The following is a 25,715-nucleotide window of genomic DNA, read 5'->3' as shown; positions in this document are numbered from 1 at the left end:
GCAACCATCTGGGGCCCCAGCCTCGCGCAACCACCAAAGCCGGTGGTTATGGGTCCCCGCTTTCGCGGGGACGACAGCGGAGGGCGCATCATGACCGGAACAGCCTCGTGTATTGCGTCTCGTGACGCAGGCTGGCGAGGTCGGCCCGAAAGGTCGCGCTGCCGAGATCGTCGAGCGAAGCCGTGTCGGCCCGCGCCGCGGTCGCGGCAACGACCGGCTCGAGATCGGCCAGCACGCGCTGGCTGTCGGTCTGCCCGAGCGGGATCAGCCGGGCGCCCGCGGAAATCCAGTTGGAGAGCACGGCATGCAGGAAGGCATGCAGCGACGGCGCAAGCCGGATGCCGTGCGCGGCGCTGACGATGCCGACCGCGACCGGATAGACGATCGGACCGTCGCAGGCTGCGATCATCGCGTCGAGATCGGGCGAATTCCAGGCCGCACGGGCGATCTCGATGAAGGCGCGCCCCTGCGTCGTGGTCTCGAGCTGCCGCTCGCGCGACGGCACGAAGGCCGCGGCCAGTTCAGCAATCTCCTTCAGCCCGGCATGGCCGGGCTCCGACGCCGCGCGATGGCTGTGCGCGAGAAACACGGCGTCGCAAAATCCGCTGCCGTCGGTGAGCATCGCCGCGAGCCAGTCGCGCAGCGACGCTGCATCGGTGATGTCGCCGGCCTCGACCGCCCATTCGATACCGCTGGAATAGGCGAACGCCCCGACCGGGAAGGACGGCGACAGCCACGTCATCAACCGGTACAGCGCGGCCGCCTCGTCCTCCGCCATCCCGCCGCGCACCGCAGCGGGATCCGGCTCATTTGTGGTCATGAGCATGGGAGTGGTCGTGGTGATGATGAGCATGCTCGCAATGCTCATCATGATGGTGATGGTCGTGGTCATGCCCGTGATCATGATTATGGCCATGATCGTGGTGGTGACCGTGATCGTGCGCATGGCTATGGGCATGATCGTGCCCGGTATGGGCATGCGCGTGCGCCTCGGCGTGCGCGTGCTCGGCATAGGCACCGCCCTCGGGATCGAACGGCGCTTCGATCTCGATGATACGGGCTCCTAACCCCTTCACCATCGCCTCGATCACGTGGTCCCTGCGAATGCGCAGGCCCTTCGGCATGATCTGCGTCGGCAGATGGCGGTTGCCGAGATGCCAGGCGACCCGGATCAGATGATGCGGGTCGCTGCCGCGGATTTCCGCGAGCGGCTCCGGAGCTGCGACCACCTCGACGAGGCGGCCGTCCTCCAGCACCAGCGCGTCGCCGCCGCGCAAGGCGATGGCGTTTTCGAGATCGAGCAGGAATTCGAGCCCGCGCGTCCCCGTCATCGCCATCCGCCGCCGGTGCCGGTCGTCGAAATCGAGCACGACGGTGTCGGCTGCCGCTTCCGTCCAGCGATGCTGTCCAAGGACCTTGGTTGCGCGGATCATCGATTGCCTCAGAGCTTCTGAACCTTGGCGTCGCTGATGATCTCGATCACCGTCGGGCCGGTCTTCATCTCGGCGGAATATTCGCGCCACACCTTCATATGCGGCGCCTTGCTGTGCGCGGTCAAATCGTCGCGGGTTTCCCAGCGCTCGACCACCACATACAGATTGGGATCGTTGACGCTGACATGGCCCTCGTAGGAGAGGCAGCCCTTCTCCTTGTGGGTCTCGGCGATGCACGCCTTGTGTCCCCTGATGAAGTCGTCCTTGTTCTCCGGCTTCATCGGCGTGGTGGCGATCACATAGATCATGGTGTTGCTCCGATCTTGTTTTTATTAGCGGACGTCGACCTTCTCGGGCGTGATCACCTCGATCTTCGGCGGCGCGGCCATGCACTTCACGGCGACCCGGCCGAACGTCTTCATGTGCTCGGCGGTGCGATGCGGCACCAGCGCGTCGGCGTTCTCCCACTGCTCGACGAACACCATCTTGCTGTGGTCGGTGACGCTCTCGTGCAGATCGTAGGCGATGTTGCCGGGCTCCTTGCGGGTTTCCTTGATGCATGCCGTCGCCGCAGCGATGAATTCGGCGCGGGTCTCGGGCTTGATGGTCAGCGTAGCAACGACGTAAATCACGGAAATTCCTCCCGGTTTTCTTTTCTGAGTGAGATACCGGGAAGGGTTTTAGAACATAAAATAGCGCTGTGCCATGGGCAGGACCTCGGCCGGCGCGCAGGTCAGGAGCTCGCCGTCTGCGCGTACCTCATAGGTCTCCGGATCGACCTCGATCTCGGGCGTCGCGTCGTTGTGGATCATGCTCTTCTTGGAGATTTTTCCGCGGGTATTCTGCACCGCGTAGAGCTTTTTGCTGATGCCGAGCTTGCGGGCGAGACCGCCGCTCGCCGCGGCCTTCGAGGTGAACACCACCGAGGACGCGGTCAGCGACTTGCCGAAGGCGGCGAACATCGGCTGGTAGTGCACCGGCTGCGGTGTCGGGATCGAGGCGTTGGGATCGCCCATCGGAGCTGCCACGATCGAGCCGCCCTTGATGATGCAATCCGGCTTGACGCCGAAGAACGCCGGCGACCACAGCACGAGATCGGCCATTTTGCCCTTCTCGACCGAACCGATCAGCTTCGACACGCCATGCGCGATCGCGGGGTTGATGGTGTATTTGGCGATGTAACGCTTGACGCGGAAATTGTCGTTGTCGTTGCCCTTGTCCTGCGGCAGCGCGCCGCGCTGCTTCTTCATCTTGTCGGCGGTCTGCCAGGTGCGGATGATGACCTCGCCCAACCGGCCCATGGCCTGAGAGTCCGACGACATCATCGAGAGTGCGCCGAGATCGTGCAGGATGTCCTCCGCCGCGATGGTCTCCTTGCGGATCCGGCTCTCGGCGAAGGCGAGGTCTTCGGCGATCGACGGATCAAGGTGATGGCAAACCATCAGCATGTCGAGATGCTCGTCGATGGTGTTGCGGGTGAACGGCCTTGTCGGATTGGTCGAGGACGGCAGCACGTTCTTCAGGCCGGCAATCTTGATGATGTCGGGCGCGTGGCCGCCGCCGGCGCCTTCGGTGTGGAAGGCATGGATGGTGCGGCCCTTGAACGCCTTCACCGTGTCCTCGACGAAGCCGGATTCGTTCAGCGTGTCCGAGTGCAGCATCACCTGGACGTCGTAGTCGTCGGCAACGGAGAGACAGGTGTCGATCGCCGACGGCGTGGTGCCCCAATCCTCGTGCAGCTTCAGCGCGCAGGCTCCGCCCTTGATCATCTCGACCAGCGCCGCCGGACGCGAGGCGTTGCCCTTGCCCGAGATGCCGAGATTGACCGGGAAGGCGTCGAACGACTGGATCATCCGCCCCATGTGCCACGGGCCCGGCGTGCAGGTGGTGGCGAAGGTACCGTGCGAGGGGCCGGTGCCGCCGCCCAGCATCGAGGTGACGCCACTCATCAGCGCGTGCTCGATCTGCTGCGGGCAGATGAAGTGGATGTGGCTGTCGAATCCGCCCGCGGTGAGGATCTTGCCCTCGCCCGCGATCACGTCGGTGCCGGGGCCGATCACGATGGTGACGCCCGGCTGGATGTCCGGATTGCCGGCCTTGCCGATCGCGGCGATCATGCCCTCCTTGATCGCGACGTCGGCCTTCACGATGCCCCAGTGATCGACGATCAGCGCATTGGTGATGACGGTATCGGCCGCGCCCTGCGCGTTGGTCACCTGCGACTGCCCCATGCCGTCGCGGATCACCTTGCCGCCGCCGAACTTCACCTCCTCGCCATAGGTGGTGAGGTCCTTCTCGACCTCGATGATCAGATCGGTGTCGGCAAGCCGCACCTTGTCGCCGGTGGTCGGACCGAACATGTCGGCATAGACGGAACGCTTGATCTTCACGGACATGTCAGCCCCCAGTTTCAGCCAGCGCGGCCCTGGCGCGCGCAATGGTGTCGTCGAAAATGCGGTCGAGCCGCGGATTGATGCCCCGGCACCCGGCAACGACCTTGTCGGCCCAGGCGGCATAGTCGGCGAGGTCGTCGCGCTCGTCCTTGTCTGGATGCGGCACAATCCGCGCGCCGATATTGCTGACCTTGTCGGCGGTCTTGATCAGTTTTGCATCGGGCGATTTGTGCGGAGCGTCCTCGATCTGCTTCTGCCGGCGCACGGCCTTCGGCAGGCTCATGTCGTCAGTGCATTCGACCACCAGGGAGGCAACGCGTTCGCTGAATTTCCCGGCGAGCTCCTCGCGCGTCGTCTCGGTGTCCTCGATCGTGTCGTGCAGCCAGCCGGCCGCCACCAGTTCGGCATCGGTGCCATCGGTGACCTGCGCAAGCAGGTTGGCAACCTCGGCGAGATGGTTGATGTACGGCTCGTTTCCCCGCCCCTTGCGCGCCATCCCGTTGTGGCGACGCGCGGCAAGCTCGGCAGCTTCGGAAACCATGCGGAGCGCGGGGAGCATCGGATCTAAAGCTTCCCCTTTACCTCGGCGCGGAAGCCGTGGATCACGCGCTTGCCGGCGAGTGCGACGAGCTGGACGTCGCGGGTCTGGCCGGGCTCGAAGCGGACGGCGGTGCCGGCAGCGATGTCGAGGCGCATGCCGCGGGCTTTCTTGCGGTCGAATTTCAGCGCCGGGTTGGTCTCGAAGAAGTGGTAGTGCGAGCCGACCTGGATCGGGCGGTCACCGGTGTTCGCGACCGAGAGCGTCACGGTCTTGCGGCCGGCATTGAGCTCGATCTCGCCGTCCTTGATGAAGAGTTCGCCGGGGATCATGTCAGGCTCCTATCGGATCGGCTCGTGCACGGTGACGAGCTTGGTGCCGTCGGGGAATGTCGCCTCGACCTGGATGTCATGGATCATCTCCGGGATGCCATCCATCACCTGCGCGCGGGTCAGGACCTTGGCGCCGGCCTGCATCAACTCGGCGACGGTGCGGCCGTCGCGTGCGCCCTCGACGATGAAATCGGTGATCAGCGCCACCGCTTCGGGATGGTTCAGCTTGACGCCACGCTCGAGCCGGCGGCGGGCCACCATGGCCGCCATCGAAACCAGGAGCTTGTCCTTTTCGCGGGGAGACAAATTCATGCGAGCACTCTGATCGTTCTGAAAGGATTAGTTGAGCCATAACCGCGGCAGCGGGACGATGGACGCGCGGCCGAGCACCGCCATCATGTCGGCGCGCAACCGGGCCGCATCTTGGGCACAGAAGCGCGCCGTTGCAAAGCCATTCCAGGCGGAGAGGCCGACCTCACCGCCAAAGCTGTCCGACGCTTCGCGGATGCGTTCGACGAGCGCCTCGTCGCCCGGCACGATCAGCGCCGTGCCGATCGCACAGCCGCCATTTGCGATCGCAGGACGTGCCAGCTTCTCGCCGATCTCGCCGTCGAGCCTGATGGTCTCGGCAAACACCAGCCGGCCGCCACGGCGCATCCGCCAGCGGTCGACGAATTCGCCATGGCGCATGGTCTCGCCCATCGCGGCGCGGCCGAACACCACGATCTCGCAGAGCAAGAGCGAGGCCCCCTCGGCGAGGTCGATGTCGAAGCTGCGATGAATCCGGGCGCGGTCGAACAGGATGGTCTCCTGCGGCAACCAGGACAGATGCGCGCCATCAGCGACCTTGAGCGCGATATCGATCCGCGCCGCCGCTGCCGGCGCGCGATAGACCTTTTCTGCCGCCGCCGTGGTCAGCGTCAGGCGGGCGCCCTCGCCGGCTGCGATCGCGATCTCGAAGCGGTCCCCACCGGCAATGCCGCCGGCGGTGTTGACGAACATCGCCGACAGGCCCTCATCCTCTGGTGAAGGGAAGCGCACGCGCAGGGAGCCGGATTCATGGAGATCGCCGCGGCGGGTCGCGCCATCCTTGCGATGCACGCCGAACCGGACCGCACCCTGGGCACGGTTTGCCGCAAACGTCGCCGCTGCCGCGCTTGCGATCCCGGTCCGCATTCCCCCAATGCTCCCTTGCGCGCGCCGCGAAAGGCGGCGTCACATCATCTTCACAGCGCCATCTGGCGGCTGATCTCGGCGGGATCGAGGTTCGCGCGGTCACAAGCATATTTCACCGCGCCCCGGTCCATCACGGCAAAACTGTCGCCGAGTTCGCAGGCAAAGTCGAGATATTGTTCGACCAGCACGATTGCGATGTTGCCGAGGTTGCGCAGATAGGAGATGGCGCGGCCGATGTCCTTGATGATCGAGGGCTGGATGCCTTCGGTCGGCTCGTCGAGCAGCAGGAGCTTCGGCCGCATCACCAGCGCGCGGCCGATCGCGAGCTGCTGCTGCTGGCCGCCGGAGAGGTCGCCGCCGCGGCGGCCCAGCATGGTCTGCAGCACCGGGAACAGCGAGAACACGTCATCGGGGATGTTGCGGTCCTCGCGCTTCAGCGGGCCGAAGCCGGTCTTGAGGTTTTCCTCCACCGTCAGCAGCGGGAAGATCTCGCGGCCCTGCGGCACGAAGCCGATGCCGCGCCGCGCCCGCTCATAGGGCTTTAGCGCGGTGATGTCCTTGCCGTCGAAATTGATCGCGCCGGAGGCGATCGGATACTGGCCGACCATGGCGCGCAGCAGCGAGGTCTTGCCGACGCCGTTGCGGCCGAGCACGCAGGTGACCTTGCCGGGCTCCGCGGTCAGCGACACCCCACGCAGCGCCTGCGCAGCGCCGTAGTAGAGATTGATGTTGTCGATCTTCAGCATCGCCTAGCGTCCCAGATACACTTCGACCACCCGCTCGTTCGACGACACCTGGTCGATCGAACCTTCGGCGAGCACCGTGCCTTCGTGCAGGCAGGTCACCTTGACCCCGAGCTCGCGCACAAAGGTCATGTCGTGCTCGACCACCATGATGGTGTGGTTCCTGTTGATCTCTTTCAAAAGCTCCGCGGTCAGATGGGTCTCGACATCGGTCATCCCGGCGACCGGCTCGTCGACCAGCAGCACCTTGGGGTCCTGCGCCAGCAGCATGCCGATCTCGAGCCACTGCTTCTGGCCGTGCGACAGGCTGCCGGCGAGGCGGTTGCGCGCATCGGTCAGGCGGATGGTCTCCAGCACCTTGTCGATGCGTTCGGACTCCGCCTTGCTGCCGCGCCAGAACAGCGTGCCGCGCACGGAATGGTCGACATTGAGCGCGAGCAGCAGATTGTCCTGCACGGTCTGGCTCTCGAACACCGTCGGCTTCTGGAATTTGCGACCAATGCCGAGCTCGGCGATGCGGGTCTCGTCGAGCCGGGTCAGGTCGACGGTGCCGTCGAACAGCACGGTGCCCTCGTCCGGCTTGGTCTTGCCGGTGATGATGTCCATCATCGTGGTCTTGCCGGCCCCGTTCGGCCCGATGATGGCGCGCATCTCGCCGGGCGCGAGCGTCAGCGACAGATTGTTGATGGCGTGAAAGCCGTCGAACGAGACGTGCACGCCGTCGAGATAGAGCATGGCCGAGGTGGCACGGGTATCCATGACGTTCATCTGCCTACTCCGCCAGGTTCGGTGCGCCGACACCGTCTTCGCGCGCGGCACTCTCCGCGTCAGGCGAGTTGCGCCCCGCCCTGATCGGCTCCCACCAGCTGTTGAAGGTGCCGACAATGCCCTTCGGCAACAGCAGCGTGACCAGGATGAACAGTGCGCCCAGCATGAACAGCCAGTACGGCGCGAGCGGTCCCGACGTGAAGAACGTCTTGGCGTAGTTGACCACGACGGCGCCGAGCGCGGCGCCGACCAGCGTGCCGCGGCCGCCGACCGCGACCCAGATCACCGCCTCGATCGAATTGCCGGGCGCGAACTCGCTCGGATTGATGATGCCGACCTGCGGCACGTAGAGCGCGCCGGCGACACCGGCCATGCAGGCCGACAGCGTGAACACGAACAGCTTGTAGGATTCGACGCGGTACCCGAGGAAGCGGGTGCGGCTCTCGGCGTCGCGCACCGCGATCAGGACCTTGCCGAGCTTCGAGGTCACGATCGCGCGGCAGATCAGGAAGGCGATGATCAGCGCGAGGCAACTCAGCAGGAACAGCACGGCACGGGTGCCCTCGGCCTGCACGTTGAAGCCGAGGATGTCCTTGAAGTCGGTCAGGCCGTTGTTGCCGCCGAAGCCGAAATCGTTGCGGAAGAAGCCGAGCAGCAGCGCATAGGTCATCGCCTGCGTGATGATCGACAGGTACACGCCGGTGACGCGCGAGCGGAAGGCGAGCCAGCCGAAGCAAAAAGCGAGCAGGCCGGGCACCAGCAGCACCATGAGCGCCGCGAAGGCGAATTTATCGAAGCCGTACCAGTACCAGGGCAGCTTGTCCCAGTTCAGGAACACCATGAAGTCGGGCAGAACGGGGTTGCCGTAAACTCCGCGGCTGCCGATCTGCCGCATCAGGTACATGCCCATCGCGTAGCCGCCGAGCGCGAAGAACGCGCCGTGGCCGAGCGAAAGGATGCCGCAATAACCCCAGATCAGGTCGATCGAGAGCGCGAGGATGGCGTAGCAGACATATTTGCCCCACAGCGCCACCAGATAGGTCGGCACCTGGAACATCGAGCCCTGCGGCAGCAGCAGGTTCGACAATGGGATCAGCACCCCGACCGCGGCGACGATCAGGACGAACGCGGTCGCCGCGCGGTCGAGCGAACGGGTGAGGATGTGCGGCGTCATGCTTCCACCGCCCGGCCCTTGAGCGCGAACAGGCCGCGCGGCCGCTTCTGGATGAACAGGATGATCAGCACCAGGATCGCGATCTTGCCGAGCACGGCACCTGCCACCGGCTCGAGGAACTTGTTGGCGATGCCGAGCGTGAAGGCGCCGACCAGCGTGCCCCACAGATTGCCGACGCCGCCGAACACCACGACCATGAAGCTGTCGATGATGTAGCTCTGGCCAAGATTCGGGCTGACATTGTCGATCTGCGACAGCGCCACGCCGGCGATGCCGGCGATCCCCGAGCCGAGCCCGAAGGTCAACGCGTCGACGCGCGAGGTGGCGATCCCCATCGAGGCCGCCATGCGGCGGTTCTGCGTCACCGCGCGCATCTCGAGCCCGAGCGCGGTGTAGCGCAGCATCGCGAGCAGGATGGCGAACACCGCGAGCGTGAAGCAGAGGATCCAGAGCCGGTTATAGGTGATAGTGATCTGGCCGAGCTCGAAGGCGCCGCTCATCCACGAGGGGTTGCCGACCTCGCGGTTGGTCGGGCCGAATGCGGTGCGCACCGCCTGCTGCAGCACCAGCGACAGGCCCCAGGTCGCGAGCAGCGTTTCCAGCGGACGGCCGTAGAGGAAGCGGATGATGGTGCGCTCGATCAGGACGCCGATGAAGCCGGCAACCAGGAAGGCGAGCGGCACCGCGATCAGCAGCGAATAGTCGAACAACGCGGGATAGCGGGTGCGGATCACCTCCTGCACCACGAAGGTGGTGTAGGCCCCGAGCATCACCATCTCGCCGTGCGCCATATTGATGACGCCCATCACGCCGAAGGTGATGGCAAGCCCGATCGCCGCGAGCAGCAGCACCGAGCCGAGCGACAAGCCGTACCAGGCGTTCTGCACCATCGACCACATCGCAAGATTGCTCTGGATCGAGGTCACCGCGGCCGCCGCCGCCTTGGTGACCAGCGGCGGCTGGTCGCCAAGGCCGGTGAGCAGCGCCAGCGCCTCCTGGTCGCCACGCGCCTTGACCACGGCGACGGCGTCGAGCTTGTCGACGTCGGATGCATCCGACTTGAACAGGATGATGGCGGCGCGCGCCTCGGCGAACGCCTGCTTGATCGACTTGACGCTCTCCTTGGCGAGCGCGCCCTCGACCGTCGGCAGCAGGTTCTCCTCGTGGCTCTTGAACACCGATTGCGCAGCCGCCAGCCGCTTGGCCGGATCCGGCGACAGCAGCGTCAGGCCGCCGAGCGCGGCCTCTACGGTGCGGCGCAGGCGGTTGTTGAGGCGAACGGCGGCGGCGTTGTCAGGCAGCTTGTCGACGGCAGCGCCGGTGGTGGCGTCGACGATCTTGCCGTCGGCCTGCGTGATGAAGACCTTCTTGCTGTCGGGATCCGCCGAAAGCCGGCCGTCCTGCAGCGCGCTGATGATCGGCGATGCCAGCGCGTTGCCCGATGCGGCAACCTCGCCGATCGCAGCTTCAGTGTCGGAGAACTCGTCATTGGCGAATTTGGCGACCGAATCCTCGAACGGGCCGGCCAGCGCCGGCACAGCAAGGCAGCTCAGCAGCAGGATCGAGAGACAAAGCGCGCGAAAGCGATCAATACAATTGGCAAACACGTCAGTACCCCGGCAGGAGTGGAGGAGAAGGCGACGAGCATGCCGCCTTCTCCAGGTTCTTGGATGGTTGTGTTGTGTCGTTAGGTCAGGAGTGCCCGATCAGGAGCCCTGGCCACCGCACTTGTTGGTCTTGGTGTTGTAGTTGCCGCACTTCTTGCCGACCCAATCGCCGATCAGGTCCTTGGAGCCCTCGAGCTCCTTCGACCAGGCGTCGCCGGCCACCAGGCCCGGGGTCTTCCAGACCACGTCGAACTGTCCGTTGCCCTTGATCTCGCCGATGAACACCGGCTTGGTGATGTGGTGGTTCGGCAGCATCTTCGAGGTGCCGCCGGTCAGGTTCGGCGCCTCGGTGCCGGGAAGCGCGTCGATCACCTTGTCCGGATCGGTCGACTTCACCTTCTCGACCGCCTTCACCCACATGTTGAAGCCGATGTAGTGCGCTTCCATCGGGTCGTTGGTCACGCGCTTCGGATTCTTGGTGTAGGCCTGCCACTCCTTGATGAACTTCTCGTTCGCCGGGGTCTTGATCGACTCGAAGTAGTTCCAGGCGGCGAGATGGCCGAGCAGCGGCTTGGTGTCGATGCCGGCGAGCTCTTCTTCGCCGACCGAGAACGCGACCACCGGAATGTCGGTCGCCTTGATGCCCTGGTTGCCGAGCTCCTTGTAGAACGGAACGTTGGCGTCGCCGTTGATGGTGGAGACCACGGCGGTCTTCTTGCCGGCCGAGCCGAACTTCTTGATGTCGGCCACGATCGTCTGCCAATCGGAGTGACCGAACGGCGTGTAGTTGATCATGATGTCGTCCTGGGCGACGCCCTTCGACTTCAGATAGGCTTCCAGGATCTTGTTGGTGGTGCGCGGATAGACGTAGTCGGTGCCGGCCAGCACCCAGCGCTTCACCTTCTCTTCCTTCATCAGATAGTCGACGGCGGGGATCGCCTGCTGGTTCGGCGCAGCGCCCGTGTAGAACACGTTGCGCTCGGACTCCTCGCCCTCATACTGCACCGGGTAGAACAGGATGTTGTTGAGCTCCTTGAACACCGGGAGCACGGACTTGCGCGACACCGAGGTCCAGCAGCCGAACACGACCGCAACCTTGTCCTTGGTGATCAGCTCGCGCGCCTTCTCGGCGAACAGCGGCCAGTTCGAGGCGGGGTCGACCACGACGGCCTCGAGCTTCTTGCCGAGTACGCCGCCCTTCTTGTTCTGCTCGTCGATCAGGAAAAGGATCGTGTCCTTCAGCGTGGTTTCGCTGATGGCCATGGTGCCCGACAGCGAGTGCAGGATGCCAACCTTGATGGTGTCGTCGGCCGCTTGGGCGGGCGCGAACGGCGAGGACGCAGCCAGGCCCAAAACCAGGCCGGCCGTCGCCGCGAGCGCGCGGCGGCGGGTCATCGTCGTTATCTTGTGAGTAAGCTGAGTAAGCATGAAATGTCGTCTCCCTGACGCAGGCGTGAACGCTTGCGAACGGCCGCTTGGCCGCCTGCGGTTAAGGGAATCGCAAGAACTGTGCCACGGTGCGTGGGCACCGTAAGCCGATGAACCGACTGGATAATTTCACGAGTTCCGGGCAAATACGGAAGACGACTGCCCAATCATTGAGCCGCAAACTTGACTGCTGAAAGAGCAATCAGTCTATTTTGTAGGCAAAATTGCCTTCTTGGCTAAATTTCCGGCACAGATTTGTGACAGTCTGCGCGATGGTTCGGCGCATTCCGGGCACCAATCCCGGCGATATCATCTTGAATCCGCCCAGTTCCTGGTCCATATCCTCGCCATGCCCGCGACATCGCGGTGCCTTCGCGAGCTGCGTGTTCAAGCTGCCCCAAGCGGCTTCTGGCTCGCCTTTCAGCTAACCCAGCTTGACGCCCCAGACACGCGGGTGTCCCCGAATGCCTTCATGCGATTCCGGCCGATATGGGCCGGGACGATGACGGCTTTTATGGAAAGAACCACCTTTTGACCTCCTTTCAGGATTTCGGCCTCGCCGATCCCATCGCCCGCGCGCTTCGAGAAGAAAATTATCTCACGCCGACCCCCATCCAGGCCCAGACCATCCCGCTCGCACTCGCCGGCCGCGACGTCGTCGGCATCGCCCAGACCGGAACCGGCAAGACCGCGTCCTTCGCGCTGCCGATCCTGCACCGGCTGCTCGAGAACCGCGTCCGCCCGCAGCCCAAGAGCTGCCGCGTGCTGGTGCTCTCGCCCACCCGCGAACTGTCCGGGCAGATCCTCGACAGCTTCAACACCTATGGCCGCCACATCCGGCTGTCCTCGGCGCTCGCCATCGGCGGCGTACCGATGGGCCGCCAGGTCCGCGCCGTGATGCAGGGCGTCGAGGTGCTGGTCGCCACCCCCGGCCGCCTGCTCGATCTCGTGCAGAGCAACGGACTGAAGCTCAACCAGGTCGAGTTCCTGGTGCTCGATGAAGCCGACCGCATGCTCGACATGGGCTTCATCAACGACATCCGAAAAATCGTCGCCAAACTGCCGATCCGGCGCCAGACGCTGTTCTTCTCGGCCACCATGCCCAAGGACATCGCCGAGCTCGCCGAGGCGATGCTGCGCGACCCGGCCCGCGTGGCGGTGACCCCGGTGGCCTCGACGGTGGATCGCATCGCCCAGCGCGCGATTCAGGTCGATTTTGCGGCCAAGCCGGCCGTGCTCGCCCAGCTGCTGAAGCAGGAGCCGGTCAATCGTGCCCTGGTGTTCACCCGCACCAAGCACGGCGCCGACAAGGTGGTGAAGAGCCTCGCCAAGGCCGGCATCGAGGCCAATGCGATCCATGGCAACAAGTCGCAGAACCACCGCGAGCGCACCCTGGCGGCGTTCCGTTCCGGCGAGATCCGCACCCTGGTGGCGACCGATATCGCCGCCCGCGGCATCGACGTCGACGGCGTCAGCCATGTCGTGAACTTCGACCTGCCCAACATCCCCGAAACCTACGTCCACCGCATCGGCCGCACCGCGCGTGCCGGCGCCGACGGGGTCGCGATCTCGCTGATATCAGGCGCCGAGGAGATGGGCTATTTGCGCGATATCGAGCGGCTGATCCGGATCACCGTGCCCCGGGAAGACCGCCGTACTCAACAGGGCAGCCGCGAGGCCGCGGCTGCGACCGCGCAGGCTACCCACCCCCACCGTGGCGGCCGCTCTGCACCGCGCGCGCATAATGTCCGTGGGAACGAGGCCGCTCCGGGCGCAAAAGGCCCTCGCCGCCGCCGCCGTCGGGGTGGTAATAATGGCGCGCCGCAGACGAGCCGGGGCGAGTCGCCGCGTCCGTCGCAGGCCGGCAGCAGCGAAGGCATCCAGGGCGTCGCCTTCTTGCATCGCGAGAGCCGGCCGAATCCGCAACACAACCGCAACAACCGACCGAAGCACTAGCCGTCGCTCGATCTGGAGAACCATATGGCTAAGGAAGAGCTGATCCAGTTCGAAGGACTGGTGACCGAAATCCTCCCCGACGCTCGTTACCGGGTGCAACTCGATGCCGGACACGAGATCGTCGCTTACACCGCCGGCAAGATGAAGAAAAACCGCATCAAGACGCTGGCCGGCGACCGCGTTACGATCGAAATGTCACCCTACGATCTCGAAAAGGGCCGCCTGATTTTCCGGCACAAGGACGAGCGTCCGAGCGGCGCGCCCGGCGGTCCGCCGCGGGGCGGCGCGCAGCGCGGCGGCCAGTTCCGTCGCCGATAGATCGGAATTGCAACCGTTGCGCGCATGACGTCCTGATGTCCTGCGCAACAAATGGCCGGCGGCTGCGCCGGCCAAAAAATCGCGCACGTCAGGATTGTTTTGAAGCCTTCTATCGAATAATATCCTACCCATCGATTTTCGGCCGGACGACATTAGCCAATACCGGTACAGCCGGTTCAGACGCTGACGACCCTTCCAAAAATTCGATCTCACCACCCCGCCAACCGGCGGGTCTTGAACTTGTATATCTGAGAAGGGACTACCCACGTGAGCATGGGAACCGTGAAGTGGTTTAACGCGACCAAGGGCTACGGCTTCATCCAGCCGGATGAAGGCGGGAACGACGTGTTCGTGCACATCAGTGCAGTCGAGCGCGCCGGCCTTGGCACTCTGCGTGAAGGCCAGAAGATCTCCTACGAGATCGTGGCTGACCGCCGTTCCGGCAAATCCTCGGCCGACAATCTGCGCGCCGCCGGATAAGCCGATTTCCAGGGAGCGCGCAGCTCCAGGAAATTGTCGTCAAAGCATCAAGGGCCGCACCTTCGGGTGCGGCCCTTTTTGTCTTGATCGCGCCTCTGCCGGCGCGGCTTCGAGCATTTTTGGTTCTGATTGAATCAGAACCAAAGCTTTGAATTCTTGCTTTGACGCGTTTTCTTCACGCGAACCACTTCGCTCGAAAACGGCCCTAGTAGGTCGAGCAGGTCGTCGGCATGGTGGCGGACGTCGGGGCATAAAACACGCAAACCGACTGCCGCGGCCGCGTAAAGGCAACGTCGCTGAGGGTGATGCCGGCCTTGGCCATCACATAACCGACCGACGGAACGTATTTGTAGCTCACCTCGCTGAAGATCAGGTAGGTGCCCGCAACCAGCAGCGCCGACGGAACGATGCTTGTCACGATGTCACCCTGATTGCGGGTCGAGGCCGTCACCGTGGCCTGCGTCGCCCCCGAGGCGATCGTCCCGGCCTTGCTCCACTGAATGTGCGCGATGTTGGAATTATCGACGTAGATCTCCGACAACGTGACCTTGGTCGGCGACGCATCGTAGGGCGTCATGATGCCGACGCTGGCGCTGAAGAAGTTCTGCAGGTCGGCATCCACCACCTGCGTCGCCTGCGAGGTGAGATCCGACGCGGCGCGCGCCATCAGCGTGACCTTGCGGTCGACCGCGACACCGGATGAAAATTCGACGGTGCCGAAGAACGTCACCAGCATCAGCGGCATGATGAAGGCAAATTCGACGGCGGCGAGGCCGCGGCGGTCACGCGCGAGAGCGGCAACTGAGCGCAGCAAGGCCGCGGGCAGGGTTTTCATGACCTTACTCATGAACAGGTGGCTCCGGCGGTTCCGGACGGCTCGTTCTTGAATGTCGCGGTCGCGATCAGGAGCCGCTTGCCATTGGGGAGGTTCGAGGCGTTGAAGCCGAGCTGGGTGACAAACAGCTGCCATTGGTAGAACAGGCGCACCACCACGACGTCGCCGTCCTTGCCGGGACACCATTTCACCTGGGTGGGATCGGTGATCGGCGTGATGTTGACGCTGCTGAAGCCTGTCGAAGACGCATAGCTGCGGACGTCGACGTAGATGCCGTTGGTGCAGTCGAACAGCGTATTGTTGACCCGGCCGCAGACATAGGCCTTGAACTGCGCCTGGGTATAGCTCAACCCCTGGGCCTGACCGGTCATGATGAAGCGCGACGAATCCTGCGTCGCCGTCTCGAGCACCTGGCTGGCGAAGAAGATCATTGCCACTTCGATGATCGCAAAAAGCAATCCGAAGAACAGCGGCGCGACCATCGCGAATTCCACCACGGTTACACCGCGGCGGTCCCGGCGAAAGCGACGGAGGAGGCGCGCGAAGGAATGAGCGGTCAACGGCATCAACGACCCCGGATCAACATGGCGGCAACAACTACCCAAGAGTCATTGTCGAAGTATTTCGCCGGATCGAGACAGAGCGACCCGATCCGTTAGCCCCTTGTTAAGCATGTCGGACGAACGGCCTGCGATCGGCCAAGACTCAGGCAACATTCAGGCAAGGCTCCGGCCCGTGAAGCGCCGGAGCGACACGCGTCAGTTCTGCGGCTTCGCGGCCCCACCCGAGCCAGTGGCCTGGTTGTTGAGCGTGCCGGCCTGTTCCATGGTCGCCCTGAAATAGGTGTCACCGTCGCCGAGGGTGATGCGGCGCTGGCAAACCGGCATGCAGCTATAGGTCTCGCGATCGATGCCGCGATAGACGGTGACGAGCTGATCGGTCGGACCTTCGACCTGGATCTGGCGATCCACCAGCACCTGGCCGGAGCGGTCGAGAGCGATGAAATTGGTCGCGCCATACCCCTTGCCGGTCACCACGACAACCCCGCCATTCTGCAGGGTGACGTCGGCGATCAGGGGATTGCCGACCACGATCGTGGCAATGCCGCCGGGCAGCTTGACGAGCTTGGCTTGATCGACATTGACCGCGATCCGGTCGGGATCCGGCGCTGCCGTTGCCAGTGCGGGCCCCAGCAGCAAGGCTGCGGCCAGCGAGATGAATCCAATGCGCGTGACGGCGCAAATACGCGGGAACTGAAACGACATACTCTACCCCGGGACGTTAACAGGCCGGCAAAGGCGATACGCTGCGGACCGGCGCCCGACGCTGGCAAATCTGACGGCAATTCATTTAGGAAGAGCAAAGATCGACCGCCGAATTGCGCGGATGTCACGACTTCCCGAGCGGATCAGCCAGCCGTGGCGCGGGACCATCCGGCCCTCGATTCCGTCGGCCAGCCGGTCGGCAAAGGCGGCGCGCTTATAGCAATCTTAAGAGTCTCCAAAGCAGGTTCTGCGCCGGCCACAACCGCGGGACAGCACGTGTCGTCGATATCAAGAATCGAAAAGCGCGCCGGCAATTCCGGCGCTCGCGGCCTGCTTGTCGACCCGATCCGGATTCGTGACGCTGCGGCGCGCTGGTTCATGTTCAGCGACTTCGGCGACGCTGCGCAGCGTCACATGGCGATCGCCTGGTCCTGTATTTTCGCATGCACGCTTGCCGACGCGATCTGGCTGCCAAACTCCGGCCTTTCGTTTGCGTCCGGGAATTGGATCGCGATCCTGAAAGGCATCGCATATTGCGGGATTGCCGCAGCGTTCATCGCCATCGCCTCGAGCCGGCTCGGCGCCGACCTGCGGCGCCCGGCCGTCCTGTTGCGGCGCGGCCTGTTCATGACCGAGCTGTTCTGGCGCGCGCTGCTGCCGATCAGCGCGCTCCTGACCGCGGGCAGCACGCTCAGCTATCTGATCGCAGCGGCGAAGCTGCCGCTCAGGGACGACGTGCTGGCAAACGTCGATCATCTGCTGGGCTTCGACTGGCCGAGCTTCGTGGCCGCGACAAATTCGAATTCGTTCATCGCGACGCTGCTGACGACGGCCTACCAAAGCACCGGTCTAATGTCCCAGCTGGTCCTGGCGTGGCTCATCCTGCAACGGCGCGGCGACAGGCTCGCGGAATTCATCGCCGTGCTCAGTCTGAGCGCGGTCGCGCTGTGCATCGGCATGCGGCTGATCCTGGCTGCGGGCGCGTTCGCCTATTTCCATCCCGCCCCACACACCTACGCGCACTTTGCGGCGCTCGGCGACATGTGGACGTTCGGACGAACCTTCTCGATGTTGCGGGACGGATCGCTCTCGGTCGTTGACATGGCGGGGGTCGACGGCATCGTCAGCTTTCCGTCGTTTCACACCATGCTCGGCGTCATGACGATTTATGCTGCGCGTGACACGCGCTGGCTGGTCGTTCCCGTATTCATCGTGAATGCGACGATGATTGTCGCGACGATGCCCGTTGGCGGGCATCACCTCGCTGACGTCCTCGCCGGCGGCGGCCTGACGACGGCCGCCATCCTGGTGGCTCGTCGCTCGGCAAGGCCGTCCGTCAGCAGGACTTGAGCGCCGCCCGCGCAGCGCAGCGGCTTCAACTGGCGTCGCGGACGTGAACGACCACGCGGTCATCGGCGTAGAGGCGCTGCCATCCTCCGATGTGATCCAGCAATTTGGAGGCCGGTGTGGTCGGATCGAGCATCACCGCATCGATGTCATGGGTCTTGAGCAGATCGAGGAAACCGTTGACGTCCTTCAGCTGAAGCGCGCGGGCCAGGCTCATCCCGAACGTCTCACCGTAGAGCTCGGCACGCCCGTCGATGAAAACCGGCATCTGACGCCAGATCAAATAGCCGCCGAACTGCAGATCGTTGAGCACCCGCTTGACGCCGCGCGCCTTCATCGCGTCGACGGCGGCGGCCGGCGAATAGTTCGGCGGTGGCGATATGGCCTGGCGCGCCGCAACGACCGAGGTCCAGGCGCAAAGCCCGACGATCAGGATTGCGGCCGGCGCGGCCCTCGGGCGGACGGTGCTCGTTGCGCGCAGTCCGAACTGGGTTGCGACCGGCGTCAGCACGGCGAGCGGCATCAGCAGGGCGAGCAGCTCGAGATTTCTGACATGGGACAGCGCCATGTGCAGCAAGCCCAGCACCAGCAGGATTCGCGGCAGCGGCAACCTCGCCCCGCAATAGAGCGCAGCGCCGAGCAGGCCGAGGATGGATAGCCCGAACGGGTCGATCTCGCCGAATGTCGCCGGCCGCCACTCCGCGATCAGATGCAGCAATTCGCCGAGGCCGAGAATCTTCAGCGAGGCAACGATCGAGCCCCATCCATAGGGCGTCACGCAGCACGCAGCCAGCGCGCCGATGCCGAACACGCCCCAGCGCAGCGCCAGCGCCAGCCTCTGGGCCGGCAGGGCATTCCACATCGCATCGAGCGCAAATGCGCCGGCCAGCACCAGCCCAAACAGGAAGCCGCCGTGCAGATTGGCCCACAGCGCGATCAGCGGCAGCAGCCAGAACGAGGGTGCCTCGCGGCGTTCGCTGGCGGTCATCAGGCCGTTCGCCCAGATGATCATGATGGGCATCACCAGCACATGCGGACGGGCCAGCAGGTGCCCGCAGGTCAGAACCAGCGCCGCAAGCGCGATCAGGCTCGCATAGATCGTCGGCAATGCGCGGCTGAGGATGGCGGTGAGCAGCGCGAAGCTGGCAGCGGCACAGGCCGCGGCGAGCGCCACCGGGCCTGTCCACCCGGCAAGATCATAGGCCTTCGCGAACAGGACCTGCGCCAGCCAGGACGACGACACCCACGGTGCGCCGGCCTTGGTGAACGAATAGATGTCGACCGCCGGCAGCGTGCGATGGTCGAGGATCCAGCGCCCGACGGCAATCTGCCAATAGGTGTCGGAATCGGCGAGCAGCCTGTCGCCGACGAACAGCAGCAGCGCATAGACGCCGCACGCCATCCAGAACCAGGCCGGCAGCTCGGCGAACACGGAGGCTTTCGCCCGGGGGAACGTCGCGGTCTCAGCGCTCATGACGGCACCGGCCGGCCAGCGGCGTCATTGCCGGAACGGATAGGCCAACTGCCCGCCGATCTCGGACGGCACGCCCTGCTCGGCATCGACCCCGTAATCTTCCGGAAGCTTGCCTTCGGGCATCCGGAACGTCCCGAACAGAATATCCCAGAGCGGAAACGTGCCCGCGAAATTGGTGTCGCCGCCATCCTCGAGCCCGGTGTGATGCCAGCGATGAAACACCGGCGTCGCGATCACGTATTTGAACGGACCGAGCGTCCAGTTCAGGTTGGCGTGCACGAACGCCGAGTGGAATGTGGTGAACGGTCCGACCCACAGCATGATGTTCGGCGAGATGCCCGCCATCAGCAGGATAACATCGACGGTGATGGTGCCGATCAGGAGATTGACCGGATGGAAGCGTGCCGCCGAGATCCATTCGAGATCCTCGGAGGAGTGATGAATGGCGTGGTACTTCCAGAAGTCGCCGCGGTGGAACATCCGATGCAGCCAGTACAGCATGAAATCGGAGCCGACGAGGAAGATAATGGACTGCAGCCAGAGCGGAAGCTGCGCCAGAGGGCCATGCCCGTTCTCGTAGAAGGCGATCAGATCGTCGGCGCCGTGAACGTTGAACACCACGGCTGCGCCCACGACCAGAAGCCCGATACGCAGCACGCGGGCGAACACCGGCACGAAGAACCAGTAGCAGATGTCGGTGACGAGCTCACGCTTCTGCCACCACGGCTTGCCGGGATTGCAGGCCCAGAAATGCGTGAGCACCGTGAAGAACAGCGCCAGCGCGATGGTGATCGGCACCACCTTCATCATCGTCTGGCCGATCATCTCGATGACTTCAAGGGGAAGGCTGGGCATGACCGCCTCATTTCACGGAAGCCCCATGGGTACAGATGTGCGCTTAAGGAGCCGTGAACAGGGGCCGATAGCCGGCCCCTGCAATAGTCTGCAATCTTAGCGGGCCGCTTAATCTCAAATTTACTGTGCCCAACAACAGCGGGTTCCCGCTGTGTTTATGCAATCAAATTAACTGCACCGAAATTGTCGAACCGTAGGGTGCCGCAATGGTCACGGTGCTGAGAACGCCGGCGAGACCAAACCAAGTTCGACCAGCCACGTGTACACAGGAGTTACTTATGAAGAACCTCGTTTCGCGCTTCGTGAAGGACGAGTCGGGCGCGACCGCCATCGAATACGGCCTGATCGCCACCGGTATCGCCATCGCGATCATCGCTGCAGTCAACGGCGTCGGCACCAAGCTGTCGGGCACCTTCAGCACGATCGCCGGTTCGCTGAAGTAAGCCGGTTCCAACGAACTCGCATCAAAGGTCCCGGCAACCCCGGGACCTTTGCTATTTGGCGGGCAGGCCGTCGGCGCCTTGATGGCGGCCACCGCCGCCTTTCCCGATTGTTCACCATTGGCCGCTAGCGTCGGGTCTCGACCGCAGCTCCAGCTTGACGGCATAAATCCATGATCCTCGACATCGCACGCTTGATGCTGTTTCCCGCCCTGATGGCGTTTGCGGCGGCGAGCGATCTCCTGACCATGACGATCCCGAACCGGATCTCGCTGGCACTGGCCGCCGGCTTCTTCGTCCTGGCACCGCTGACCGGGATGGGCGTGCAAGAGATCCTCAGCCATGCCGGCGCGGGCGCCGTGGTCCTGGTGGCGGCGTTCGGCATGTTTGCGATGGGCTGGGTCGGTGGCGGAGACGCCAAGGTCGCGGCCGCGGCCGGACTGTGGTTCGGGTTCGAGCATCTGCTCCCCTATCTGGTCTTCGCCTCGCTGTTCGGCGGCGCGCTGACGGTGCTGTTGCTGCAGCTCCGGCAATGGCCGCTGCCCTATCCGCTCGCGAACCAGGCCTGGCTCAGTCGCCTGCACGACAAGCAGACCGGAATTCCCTACGGCATCGCACTCGCGCTCGGCGCCCTGCTGATCTATCCCGAGACCGATTGGATCAAGACGATTGATCTCGCGCACTTCGCCATGCGCTGAGAAAGCAGCGGTAACCGCTCGTTAAGGCGATTTAGATACGCCTCATTAACCATGCTTTGACGAATAGCTGGTCAACTCCCATCACGGCGGCGGCAGCGTCGCGGCGTCATGTGGAAAGTGAAGCGTAATGGATAAGGCCCGCATTCTGGTCCTGGCAATTGCAGGCTGCGCCGGCCTTGCGGCGCTCTATTTGGCAAGCGGAAGCGACGACAAGCCGGCGCCGCCTCCGCCGGTCGCGCAACTGCCAACCGTCGACATCCTGGTCGCGAAATCCGACATCGGCCTCGGCCAGGCCGTAAAACCCCAAGACCTGCAATGGCAGACCTGGCCGGCGGCAACCGCCAGCGCCAGCTTCATGCGCAGGGACAGCAACGCCGACGCGATCAAGGACGTCACCGGCTCGATCGCGCGCGCCCCGTTCATCCAGGGCGAACCGATTCGCGAGCAGAAGCTCGTCAAGGCCGACGGCAGCGGCTTCATGGCCGCGATCCTGCCGACCGGCATGCGGGCGGTATCGACCGAAATCTCACCCGAGACCGGCGCCGGCGGCTTCATCCTGCCGAATGACCGCGTCGACGTCCTGCTGTCGAAGCGGGACAAGAATCCGGACCGCAACGGCGCCGACATCGTCAACTCCGAGGTGATCCTGACCAACGTCCGCGTGCTCGCGATCGACCAGGCTCCGAAGGAAAAGGACGGCACCAACGCACTGATCGGCAAGACGGTGACGCTGGAGCTGAAGCCCGAACAGACCGAGACGCTGGCGCGCGCGCGCCAGAGCGGCGTCCTGTCGCTGGCGCTGCGCAGCATCGCCGACAACAACGCGCCCGAAACCAGGACCGACGACTACAACCGGCAGAAGCGCGGTGAGACGATCAACGTCATCCGCTTTGGCGTTGCCAACCAGGCAACGATGCAGAAGTGACCATGAGGACACACGTGATGAAGGGCGGGGCAACTCAACGGACGATACGGGCCTTCATGGTCCGCGCATTGTCGTTCTCGGCCGTCACGGCGCTCTCGCTCAACCCGGCGCTGACGCCGGTGCTGGCGAGCGATTATCGCGCGGCGCCCGCCCCTGCGGCATCGTCTGATGGCGGCCAGATGAACGCCCGTTTTCTCTCGCTCGGCGTCGGCAAATCGATCGTGATCGATCTGCCGAGGGACATCAAGGACGTGCTGGTCGCCGATCCCAAGATCGCCAATGCCGTGGTCCGCTCGGCGCAACGCGCCTATATCATCGGCGCGACGGTCGGCCAGACCAATATCGTATTCTTCGACGCCGCCGGTCAGCAGATCGCGGCCTATGACATCGCGGTCAAGCGCGATCTCAACGGCGTGCGCGCCGCGCTGCGTGCGGCACTGCCGAATTCCGATATCCAGATCGAAGGTGTTGCCGACGGCGTCGTGCTGACCGGCAGCGCGGCGACCCCGGTCGAGGCGCAGCAGGCCGGCGAGATCGCCCAGCGGCTGGTCGGCGGCCCCGACAAGGTCGTGAACTCCATCGCGGTCCGCGGCCGCGACCAGGTGATGCTGAAAGTCACGGTGGCCGAAGTCGCGCGCAGCTTGATCAAGCAGCTCGGCATCGACCTCACCGCCAACCTCAACTACGGCACGACCGTGGTGAAATTCGCCAACAGCAACCCGTTCACCGCGAACAGCTCGCCGCTGGTGGCCGGCAACGCGCTCACCACGTCGTTCGGATCGTCGGTGTCGGCGACGATCCGCGCGATGGAAAGCGCCGGTGTGGTGCGGACGCTCGCCGAACCGAACCTGACCGCGATCTCGGGCGAATCGGCAACCTTCATCTCCGGCGGCGAGTTTCCAATTCCGACCGGCGTGACCTGTCAGACCTCGTCGACGGGCACGATCGGGAATTGCGTGCAGACCGTCAGCTTCAAGAAATTCGGCATTTCGCTCAACTTCACGCCGGTGGTGTTGACCGAAGGACGGATCAGCCTGCGCGTGATGACGGAAGTGTCGGAAGTCTCGACCGAGAACGCGCTGACCGGCGGCGCGGGCGGCACGACGATCCCGTCGATCAAGACCCGCCGCGCCGAGACCACGCTGGAAATTCCCTCGGGCGGCTCGATGGCGATGGCCGGCCTGATCCAGGACCAGACCAAGCAGGCGATCAACGGCCTTCCCGGGCTGGCGTCGCTCCCGGTGCTCGGCACGCTGTTCCGCAGCCGCGACTTCGTCAACAACCAGACCGAACTGATGGTCCTGGTGACGCCCTATGTGGTTCGCGCCGTGGCGCAGAAGGACCTGTCGCGCCCCGATGACGGCTTCGCCAACGCCTCCGATCCGCAGGCCGACCTGCTCGGCAGCCTCAATCGCATCTACGGCGTGCCCGGCCGCACCGAGCCGGCGCGGAATTACCGCGGCACCTACGGCTTCATTACCGACTGAGGCGGACGATGACACAGACCACACCCAGAACATCCGCCGATTACAAGCGCACCGCCGGTCTCGCGGGAGCGCTCGTCGGCCTTGCCCTGACGCTCGGCGCCTGCCAGCACGCCGCCGACAACAGTTTCGCGATGGTCGACGCGCCGGCCGACTATCGCCTGCGTCACCCGATCGCGGTGACCGAGGCGGATCGCTCGATCGTGGTCTTCGTCGGCCGCAGCCGCGGCGGCCTGACCGCGGAGCAGCGCGCCGAGGTGATGGGAATGGCGCAGGACTGGATGCGCGAGGGCACCGGCGCCGTCACCATCGACGTTCCCGCCGACACGCCGAACGCCCGGCCGGCCCAGGAATCGCTGCGCGAGATCCAGGCGACCTTCGCCGCCGCCGGCGTGCCGCCGCGCGGAATCCTCGTGCGCAAATACCATCCCGAGAATCCGCGCCTGATGCCCGCGATCCGCGTCAACTATCCGAAGATGAAGGCGCAGGCCGGGCCGTGCGGTCTGTGGCCCGAAGATCTCGGCCCGTCGATCCACAACGGGTCCTACATCCAGAACAAGCAATACTACAATTTCGGCTGCGCCAATCAGCGCAACCTTGCAGCCATGGTCGAAGACCCGACTGACCTCGTGCAGCCGCGCGCGGAGACCCCCGCCTACACGTCGCGCCGCAATATCGCCTTCGACAAGTATCGCAAGGGCACCACGACAGCGACAACGTATCCCGAGGCCGACAGGGCCAAGCTAAGCGACACAGGAAAATGATCACCTACGCGCAGCAAAACTCCGAAGAGCAGACGGACGCCCCGCCGCAGGGCGTGGACGACCATATTGCTCCGGCGCCACGGGTTTCGGTCCAGGCGTTCTGCGAAACGGTCGAGACCGCCGCTGCCGTGCAGTCGGCGGGCGAGGATCGCCGGCTCGCCAAGGCCCACCTCAAGATCCAGATGGGCGGCATGGCGGCGGCCATCGAGGCCTATCGCTCGGCGCCGACGCCCAACGTCATCATCCTCGAGACCGAGGGCCGCAGCGACATTCTGGCCGGGCTCGACCAGCTCGCCACGGTATGCGACGCGGGCACCCGAGTGGTCGTGATCGGCCGGGTCAACGACGTCACGCTGTATCGCGAGCTGGTACGCCGCGGCGTCAGCGACTACGTGATCGCGCCGGCACATGCGATCGACGTGGTGCGCGCGGTCTGCAACCTGTTCTCGGCGCCGGAAGCCAAGGCAGTCGGCCGCGTCGTCGCCGTGGTCGGCGCGAAGGGCGGCGTCGGCGCTTCGACGATCGCCCACAATGTCGCCTGGGCGATCGCCCGCGATCTGGCGCTCGATTCCGTGGTCGCCGATCTCGACCTTGCGTTCGGCACCGCCGGCCTCAACTACAACCAGGATCCGGCGCAGGGCATCGCGGATGCCGTGTTCTCGCCGGACCGCGTCGATACCGCCTTCGTCGACCGCCTGCTGTCGAAATGCACCGACCATCTGAGCCTGCTGGCGGCGCCGGCGACGCTCGACAAGGTCTACGATTTCGGCGCCGAGGCGTTCGATGCGATCTTCGACACGCTGCGCACCACGATGCCCTGCATCGTGCTCGACGTGCCGCACCAATGGTCCGGCTGGACCAAGCGCGCGCTCATCGCGGCCGACGACATCCTGATCGTGGCGGCGCCCGACCTCGCCAATTTGCGCAACGCCAAGAACATGTTCGACCTCCTGAAGGCGTCGCGGCCGAACGACCGCGCGCCGCTGTACTGCCTGAACCAGGTCGGCGTGCCGAAGCGTCCGGAGATCGCGGCAGGCGAATTCGCCAAGGCGATCGAAAGCCAGCCGATCGCCGCCATTCCGTTCGATCCGCAGATCTTCGGTTCAGCCGCCAACAACGGCCAGATGATCGCGGAGATCTCCGCCAATCACCGCGCGGTCGAGATGTTTCTGCAGATGGCGCAACGGCTGACAGGCCGCGGCGAGACCAAGAAGCCGAGGGGGTCCTTCCTGTCGCCCCTGCTCGAAAAGCTGCGGTCCAAATAGTGGTCCGCGTGGAGTCA

At 64.6% G+C, this 25,715-nt stretch carries 29 protein-coding genes; 10 read left to right on the top strand and 19 right to left on the bottom strand.

All coding sequences use genetic code 11. The features are described 5' to 3' along the window. Positions 1 to 88 precede the first annotated feature (88 nt). The 14 genes from XH92_RS04955 to urtA all read right to left on the bottom strand — a co-directional run bounded on the left by XH92_RS04955 (position 89) and on the right by urtA (position 11,592). Entirely contained in the window at positions 89 to 826 is a 738-nt protein-coding gene (locus XH92_RS04955) for an urease accessory protein UreF (RefSeq protein WP_194461115.1), read from the bottom strand. Beyond that, complete coding sequence (locus tag XH92_RS04950; RefSeq protein WP_194458234.1) at positions 807 to 1,433, bottom strand: urease accessory protein UreE; 627 nt, start codon at positions 1,431 to 1,433, stop codon at positions 807 to 809. The genes XH92_RS04955 and XH92_RS04950 overlap by 20 nt, the downstream gene beginning before the upstream one ends. Before the next feature lie 8 nt (positions 1,434 to 1,441). Then, complete coding sequence (locus tag XH92_RS04945) at positions 1,442 to 1,741, bottom strand: putative quinol monooxygenase (protein WP_092118991.1); 300 nt, start codon at positions 1,739 to 1,741, stop codon at positions 1,442 to 1,444. 24 nt (positions 1,742 to 1,765) lie between these two features. Beyond that, on the bottom strand, positions 1,766 to 2,065 hold the full coding sequence (locus XH92_RS04940; RefSeq protein ID WP_016847277.1) for a putative quinol monooxygenase: 300 nt from the start codon (positions 2,063 to 2,065) through the stop codon (positions 1,766 to 1,768). A gap of 48 nt (positions 2,066 to 2,113) precedes the next feature. Then, positions 2,114 to 3,829 carry an urease subunit alpha gene (gene ureC / locus XH92_RS04935; RefSeq protein WP_194458233.1) on the bottom strand — a complete coding sequence of 572 codons (1,716 nt, stop codon included), beginning with the start codon at positions 3,827 to 3,829 and terminating at the stop codon, positions 2,114 to 2,116. A gap of 1 nt (position 3,830) precedes the next feature. Then, positions 3,831 to 4,385: an HD domain-containing protein gene (locus XH92_RS04930; protein WP_194458232.1), complete on the bottom strand. Its 555-nt coding sequence runs from the start codon at positions 4,383 to 4,385 to the stop codon at positions 3,831 to 3,833. Positions 4,386 to 4,390: 5 nt separating this feature from the next. Then, on the bottom strand, positions 4,391 to 4,696 hold the full coding sequence (locus XH92_RS04925; protein ID WP_016847280.1) for an urease subunit beta: 306 nt from the start codon (positions 4,694 to 4,696) through the stop codon (positions 4,391 to 4,393). Positions 4,697 to 4,705: 9 nt separating this feature from the next. Beyond that, a complete protein-coding gene (locus tag XH92_RS04920; protein ID WP_028334687.1) occupies positions 4,706 to 5,008 on the bottom strand; it encodes an urease subunit gamma in 303 nt (100 codons plus the stop codon). Between the two features lie 27 nt (positions 5,009 to 5,035). Further along, a complete protein-coding gene (locus XH92_RS04915) occupies positions 5,036 to 5,872 on the bottom strand; it encodes an urease accessory protein UreD (RefSeq protein WP_194458231.1) in 837 nt (278 codons plus the stop codon). A 50-nt stretch (positions 5,873 to 5,922) separates the two neighbouring features. Beyond that, positions 5,923 to 6,618 (bottom strand): urea ABC transporter ATP-binding subunit UrtE, encoded by a 696-nt coding sequence (urtE, locus tag XH92_RS04910; protein ID WP_029077744.1) that lies wholly within the window; start codon positions 6,616 to 6,618, stop codon positions 5,923 to 5,925. Between the two features lie 3 nt (positions 6,619 to 6,621). Then, the gene (gene urtD / locus XH92_RS04905) at positions 6,622 to 7,383 is read right to left on the bottom strand and encodes an urea ABC transporter ATP-binding protein UrtD (RefSeq protein ID WP_194458230.1); all 762 of its coding nucleotides are present in this window, start codon (positions 7,381 to 7,383) and stop codon (positions 6,622 to 6,624) included. A gap of 4 nt (positions 7,384 to 7,387) precedes the next feature. Then, on the bottom strand, positions 7,388 to 8,557 hold the full coding sequence (gene urtC / locus XH92_RS04900; RefSeq protein WP_194458229.1) for an urea ABC transporter permease subunit UrtC: 1,170 nt from the start codon (positions 8,555 to 8,557) through the stop codon (positions 7,388 to 7,390). Then, the gene (gene urtB / locus XH92_RS04895) at positions 8,554 to 10,149 is read right to left on the bottom strand and encodes an urea ABC transporter permease subunit UrtB (RefSeq protein WP_194461114.1); all 1,596 of its coding nucleotides are present in this window, start codon (positions 10,147 to 10,149) and stop codon (positions 8,554 to 8,556) included. The genes urtC and urtB overlap by 4 nt, the downstream gene beginning before the upstream one ends. A 114-nt stretch (positions 10,150 to 10,263) precedes the next feature. Beyond that, positions 10,264 to 11,592: an urea ABC transporter substrate-binding protein gene (gene urtA, locus XH92_RS04890; protein ID WP_050405361.1), complete on the bottom strand. Its 1,329-nt coding sequence runs from the start codon at positions 11,590 to 11,592 to the stop codon at positions 10,264 to 10,266. A 531-nt stretch (positions 11,593 to 12,123) separates the two neighbouring features. On the opposite strand from urtA, the gene XH92_RS04885 reads away from it, so the two are divergent. From XH92_RS04885 to XH92_RS04875, 3 genes are all read left to right on the top strand, one after another. After that, positions 12,124 to 13,548 carry a DEAD/DEAH box helicase gene (locus XH92_RS04885; protein ID WP_194458228.1) on the top strand — a complete coding sequence of 475 codons (1,425 nt, stop codon included), beginning with the start codon at positions 12,124 to 12,126 and terminating at the stop codon, positions 13,546 to 13,548. Between the two features lie 24 nt (positions 13,549 to 13,572). Further along, positions 13,573 to 13,866, top strand: a complete 294-nt coding sequence (infA, locus tag XH92_RS04880) for a translation initiation factor IF-1 (protein ID WP_016842649.1) — start codon at positions 13,573 to 13,575, stop codon at positions 13,864 to 13,866. Positions 13,867 to 14,133: 267 nt separating this feature from the next. Beyond that, complete coding sequence (locus XH92_RS04875) at positions 14,134 to 14,346, top strand: cold-shock protein (RefSeq protein WP_016842648.1); 213 nt, start codon at positions 14,134 to 14,136, stop codon at positions 14,344 to 14,346. Between the two features lie 205 nt (positions 14,347 to 14,551). On the opposite strand, the gene XH92_RS04870 is transcribed toward XH92_RS04875, so the two are convergent. The 3 genes from XH92_RS04870 to XH92_RS04860 form a co-directional block, all read right to left on the bottom strand. Further along, complete coding sequence (locus XH92_RS04870) at positions 14,552 to 15,181, bottom strand: TadE/TadG family type IV pilus assembly protein (protein ID WP_246788254.1); 630 nt, start codon at positions 15,179 to 15,181, stop codon at positions 14,552 to 14,554. An 8-nt stretch (positions 15,182 to 15,189) separates the two neighbouring features. Beyond that, positions 15,190 to 15,747: a TadE/TadG family type IV pilus assembly protein gene (locus tag XH92_RS04865; RefSeq protein ID WP_194458226.1), complete on the bottom strand. Its 558-nt coding sequence runs from the start codon at positions 15,745 to 15,747 to the stop codon at positions 15,190 to 15,192. Positions 15,748 to 15,939: 192 nt separating this feature from the next. After that, the gene (locus XH92_RS04860) at positions 15,940 to 16,380 is read right to left on the bottom strand and encodes a pilus assembly protein N-terminal domain-containing protein (protein ID WP_246788252.1); all 441 of its coding nucleotides are present in this window, start codon (positions 16,378 to 16,380) and stop codon (positions 15,940 to 15,942) included. Between XH92_RS04860 and XH92_RS04855 the strand changes: the two genes are divergently transcribed. Then, positions 16,312 to 17,796, top strand: coding sequence for a phosphatase PAP2 family protein (locus tag XH92_RS04855; RefSeq protein WP_246788249.1), 1,485 nt, complete (start codon positions 16,312 to 16,314; stop codon positions 17,794 to 17,796). The genes XH92_RS04860 and XH92_RS04855 overlap by 69 nt on opposite strands. 25 nt (positions 17,797 to 17,821) lie before the next feature. On the opposite strand, the gene XH92_RS04850 is transcribed toward XH92_RS04855, so the two are convergent. Continuing rightward, positions 17,822 to 19,267 (bottom strand): hypothetical protein, encoded by a 1,446-nt coding sequence (locus tag XH92_RS04850; RefSeq protein ID WP_194458223.1) that lies wholly within the window; start codon positions 19,265 to 19,267, stop codon positions 17,822 to 17,824. A 24-nt stretch (positions 19,268 to 19,291) separates the two neighbouring features. Then, positions 19,292 to 20,122, bottom strand: a complete 831-nt coding sequence (locus XH92_RS04845) for a sterol desaturase family protein (protein ID WP_194458222.1) — start codon at positions 20,120 to 20,122, stop codon at positions 19,292 to 19,294. A 278-nt stretch (positions 20,123 to 20,400) separates the two neighbouring features. On the opposite strand from XH92_RS04845, the gene XH92_RS04840 reads away from it, so the two are divergent. From XH92_RS04840 to XH92_RS04815, 6 genes are all read left to right on the top strand, one after another. After that, positions 20,401 to 20,565, top strand: coding sequence for a Flp family type IVb pilin (locus XH92_RS04840; RefSeq protein WP_050422174.1), 165 nt, complete (start codon positions 20,401 to 20,403; stop codon positions 20,563 to 20,565). Between the two features lie 170 nt (positions 20,566 to 20,735). Next, complete coding sequence (locus XH92_RS04835) at positions 20,736 to 21,260, top strand: prepilin peptidase (protein WP_194458221.1); 525 nt, start codon at positions 20,736 to 20,738, stop codon at positions 21,258 to 21,260. Between the two features lie 127 nt (positions 21,261 to 21,387). Then, positions 21,388 to 22,185: a Flp pilus assembly protein CpaB gene (cpaB, locus tag XH92_RS04830; RefSeq protein WP_194458220.1), complete on the top strand. Its 798-nt coding sequence runs from the start codon at positions 21,388 to 21,390 to the stop codon at positions 22,183 to 22,185. Positions 22,186 to 22,187: 2 nt separating this feature from the next. Beyond that, entirely contained in the window at positions 22,188 to 23,672 is a 1,485-nt protein-coding gene (locus XH92_RS04825) for a type II and III secretion system protein family protein (RefSeq protein ID WP_194458219.1), read from the top strand. 8 nt (positions 23,673 to 23,680) lie between these two features. Further along, positions 23,681 to 24,433: a CpaD family pilus assembly protein gene (locus tag XH92_RS04820; protein WP_194458218.1), complete on the top strand. Its 753-nt coding sequence runs from the start codon at positions 23,681 to 23,683 to the stop codon at positions 24,431 to 24,433. Further along, entirely contained in the window at positions 24,430 to 25,698 is a 1,269-nt protein-coding gene (locus tag XH92_RS04815; protein WP_194458217.1) for an AAA family ATPase, read from the top strand. Before XH92_RS04820 ends, XH92_RS04815 begins: the two co-directional genes overlap by 4 nt. Positions 25,699 to 25,715 lie beyond the last annotated feature (17 nt).

The organism is Bradyrhizobium sp. CCBAU 53421 (assembly GCF_015291625.1).
Taxonomy (GTDB): Bacteria; Pseudomonadota; Alphaproteobacteria; order Rhizobiales; family Xanthobacteraceae; genus Bradyrhizobium.
Note: the sequence above shows the minus strand (reverse complement) of the source record. Positions and strands in the feature narration are given on the sequence as shown.

Bases quoted from the DNA above. Each gene is read 5' to 3' on its own strand.
- XH92_RS04955 (WP_194461115.1), bottom strand. From the start codon at position 826: ATGCTCATGACCACAAATGAGCCGGATCCCGCTGCGGTGCGCGGCGGG.
- XH92_RS04950 (WP_194458234.1), bottom strand. From the start codon at position 1,433: ATGATCCGCGCAACCAAGGTCCTTGGACAGCATCGCTGGACGGAAGCG.
- XH92_RS04945 (WP_092118991.1), bottom strand. From the start codon at position 1,741: ATGATCTATGTGATCGCCACCACGCCGATGAAGCCGGAGAACAAGGAC.
- ureC (WP_194458233.1), bottom strand. From the start codon at position 3,829: ATGTCCGTGAAGATCAAGCGTTCCGTCTATGCCGACATGTTCGGTCCG.
- XH92_RS04930 (WP_194458232.1), bottom strand. From the start codon at position 4,385: ATGCTCCCCGCGCTCCGCATGGTTTCCGAAGCTGCCGAGCTTGCCGCG.
- XH92_RS04925 (WP_016847280.1), bottom strand. From the start codon at position 4,696: ATGATCCCCGGCGAACTCTTCATCAAGGACGGCGAGATCGAGCTCAAT.
- XH92_RS04920 (WP_028334687.1), bottom strand. From the start codon at position 5,008: ATGAATTTGTCTCCCCGCGAAAAGGACAAGCTCCTGGTTTCGATGGCG.
- XH92_RS04915 (WP_194458231.1), bottom strand. From the start codon at position 5,872: ATGCGGACCGGGATCGCAAGCGCGGCAGCGGCGACGTTTGCGGCAAAC.
- urtE (WP_029077744.1), bottom strand. From the start codon at position 6,618: ATGCTGAAGATCGACAACATCAATCTCTACTACGGCGCTGCGCAGGCG.
- urtD (WP_194458230.1), bottom strand. From the start codon at position 7,383: ATGAACGTCATGGATACCCGTGCCACCTCGGCCATGCTCTATCTCGAC.
- urtC (WP_194458229.1), bottom strand. From the start codon at position 8,557: ATGACGCCGCACATCCTCACCCGTTCGCTCGACCGCGCGGCGACCGCG.
- urtA (WP_050405361.1), bottom strand. From the start codon at position 11,592: ATGCTTACTCAGCTTACTCACAAGATAACGACGATGACCCGCCGCCGC.
- infA (WP_016842649.1), top strand. From the start codon at position 13,573: ATGGCTAAGGAAGAGCTGATCCAGTTCGAAGGACTGGTGACCGAAATC.
- XH92_RS04870 (WP_246788254.1), bottom strand. From the start codon at position 15,181: ATGAAAACCCTGCCCGCGGCCTTGCTGCGCTCAGTTGCCGCTCTCGCG.
- XH92_RS04865 (WP_194458226.1), bottom strand. From the start codon at position 15,747: ATGCCGTTGACCGCTCATTCCTTCGCGCGCCTCCTCCGTCGCTTTCGC.
- XH92_RS04850 (WP_194458223.1), bottom strand. From the start codon at position 19,267: ATGAGCGCTGAGACCGCGACGTTCCCCCGGGCGAAAGCCTCCGTGTTC.
- XH92_RS04845 (WP_194458222.1), bottom strand. From the start codon at position 20,122: ATGCCCAGCCTTCCCCTTGAAGTCATCGAGATGATCGGCCAGACGATG.
- XH92_RS04840 (WP_050422174.1), top strand. From the start codon at position 20,401: ATGAAGAACCTCGTTTCGCGCTTCGTGAAGGACGAGTCGGGCGCGACC.
- XH92_RS04835 (WP_194458221.1), top strand. From the start codon at position 20,736: ATGATCCTCGACATCGCACGCTTGATGCTGTTTCCCGCCCTGATGGCG.
- cpaB (WP_194458220.1), top strand. From the start codon at position 21,388: ATGGATAAGGCCCGCATTCTGGTCCTGGCAATTGCAGGCTGCGCCGGC.
- XH92_RS04825 (WP_194458219.1), top strand. From the start codon at position 22,188: ATGAGGACACACGTGATGAAGGGCGGGGCAACTCAACGGACGATACGG.
- XH92_RS04820 (WP_194458218.1), top strand. From the start codon at position 23,681: ATGACACAGACCACACCCAGAACATCCGCCGATTACAAGCGCACCGCC.
- XH92_RS04815 (WP_194458217.1), top strand. From the start codon at position 24,430: ATGATCACCTACGCGCAGCAAAACTCCGAAGAGCAGACGGACGCCCCG.